Here is a 2,074-nt window from a genome sequence, read left to right as displayed (position 1 = left end):
CCAGGGTGCGCCCGGGCATCGGCGTATTGCGCAGCCACGACGCCAGTTCGCGTGCCGCCTGCGGGTTGTGGCCGACGTCGACCAGGATCGCGACCCCGTCGCGCTCGAAGCGCTGCAGGCGCCCGGGCGCGTGCGCGCTGGCGATGCCTTCGGCCACCGCCTGCGCCGTCAGCGGCATGCCCAGCGCGCGCAGCGCGGCGATCGCCGTGGCCGCATTGCGCAACTGCGACGGTGCGCTCAGCGCGGGCATCGGCAGCCGGAACTTCCTGCCGACCTCGCGCCAGAGCCACTGTCCGTCGTCCAGCGGCTCGAAGAAGAAGTCGCAACGCGCGCGCACCGCCGATGCGCCGATCGCGTAGGCATGGCGCAGCACGCTGGCCGGCGGATCGTCGTCGCCCAGCACCAGCGGCTTCCAGGGTCGTGCGATGCCGGCCTTCTCGAAGCCGATCGCATCCCGATCCGGACCCAGGTAATCGACGTGGTCGATGTCGACGGTGGTAACCACCGCCACGTCGGCGTCGACCAGGTTGACCGAATCCAGGCGCCCGCCCAGCCCGACCTCGAGTACTGCCAGGTCCAGGCCGGCGCGCTGGAACAGCCACAACGCGCCGAGCGTGCCGTACTCGAAATAGGTCAGCGGGGTCTCGCCGCGGGCTGCGTCCACCGCTTCGAATCCGGCCACCAGCTCATCGTCGCCGGCGTCGCGTCCGTCGATGCGCACGCGCTCGTTGTAGGCCAGCAGGTGCGGCGAGGTGTAGGCGCCGACGCGACGGCCCGTGGCGCGCGCGATGGCCTCGATGAAGGCCACCGTCGATCCCTTGCCGTTGGTCCCGCCGACGGTGACAACCTTGCGCGCCGGACGCCCCAGGCCCATGCGCCCGGCGACGGCGCGCATGCGATCGAGCCCGAGTTCGACCGAACGCGGGTGCTGCTGCTCGATGTACTCGAGCCACTGGGCGAGGGTTCTACGCATGCGTAATTGTAGGACTACAGCGCCCGGTGCACCGCTTCGCCGAACAGCGGCGTGTGGTGCGCGCAGTCGTTCAGGCGCACGACCTCGAGGCGCTCCACTGACGGCCCCTCGAGCAGGTTGAGCGTGGTCGGCGCCTGGCGGAAACCCCACAGCCGCGACAGCGGGATGCCGAGGATGCGGCACAGCAAGACCCGGTTGACCGCGTCGTGCGCGACCAGCAGCAGCGTGTCGCCGTCGCCCAACCCTTCGCAGGCGCGCGCAAGCGCCGGCCAGGCACGGTCGAGCACGTGCTGCAGCGATTCGCCCTGCGGCATCAGCACCTCGTGCGGCGCTTCGCGCCAGGCACGCGCACGGTCGGGATCGCGTGCGTGGATCTCGCCGGCAAGCAGGCCTTCCCACTCGCCATGGGCGATTTCCATCAGGCCCTCGTCGACCTGCAGCATCGCCGCGCGCGCTTCGCCGAGCGCGAACTCGGCGGTGCGGCGTGCGCGCGACAACGGCGAGGCTACGGCGCAGTCGATGCGCACCTCGCGCAGGCGCTCGCCCAGCGCGCGCGCCTGCGATTCGCCGACCGGCGACAGTGCGATGTCTTCCTGGCCCTGGTAGCGGCCTTCTGCGTTCCACGGGGTTTCGCCATGGCGGGCAAGCAGGATGCGCATTACAGGGACTCCAGCGAGAGGATGCCGGGAATGCCGCGCAGCGCGACCAGCTGCGCATCGGGTACGGCGCGGTCGACGGTGATTGCCGCCAGCGCCTCGCCATCGCCCTTGGCGCCCAGCGAGAAATTGACGATGTTGACGCCGGCCGCGCCCAGGTGCGAGCCGACCAGGCCGATGATGCCGGGGCGGTCGGAGTTGCGCATCAGCAGCAGGTGCGCCTGCGGGTCGAACTCGATCTCGACGCCGTCCAGGCGGACCACGCGCGGACCGCGGTGCAGGGTCGCCTCGATCTCGCGCGCGGCACCGGATTCGCCTTCGATGCGCAGGCGCAGCAGGCGGTCGAAGCCGTCGCTGTCGCCGCCCACGGTCTCGGCCACGACCAGTCCGCGCGCGGCGGCTTCCTGCAGCGCGTTGACCGGCGTGACCCGCGTGGAGGCTTCGC

At 71.5% G+C, this 2,074-nt stretch carries 3 protein-coding genes; all 3 read right to left on the bottom strand.

Going from position 1 to position 2,074, the window contains the following annotated elements:
* Positions 1–973: bifunctional folylpolyglutamate synthase/dihydrofolate synthase (locus QAA18_RS01810; RefSeq protein WP_279410571.1), on the bottom strand; the 973-nt coding region annotated here is incomplete at its 3' end.
* Between the two features lie 14 nt (positions 974–987).
* Positions 988–1,632, bottom strand: a complete 645-nt coding sequence (locus QAA18_RS01805; protein ID WP_279410570.1) for a histidine phosphatase family protein — start codon at positions 1,630–1,632, stop codon at positions 988–990.
* Positions 1,632–2,074: hypothetical protein (locus tag QAA18_RS01800; RefSeq protein WP_279410568.1), on the bottom strand; the 443-nt coding region annotated here is incomplete at its 5' end. The genes QAA18_RS01805 and QAA18_RS01800, both read right to left, overlap by 1 nt.

Origin of the sequence: Luteimonas sp. 8-5, assembly GCF_029763755.1 — a bacterium.
Classification (GTDB): Bacteria; Pseudomonadota; Gammaproteobacteria; order Xanthomonadales; family Xanthomonadaceae; genus Cognatiluteimonas.
The sequence above is the reverse complement of the archived record's forward strand: the minus strand, read 5'-3'. Positions and strand labels throughout refer to the sequence as shown.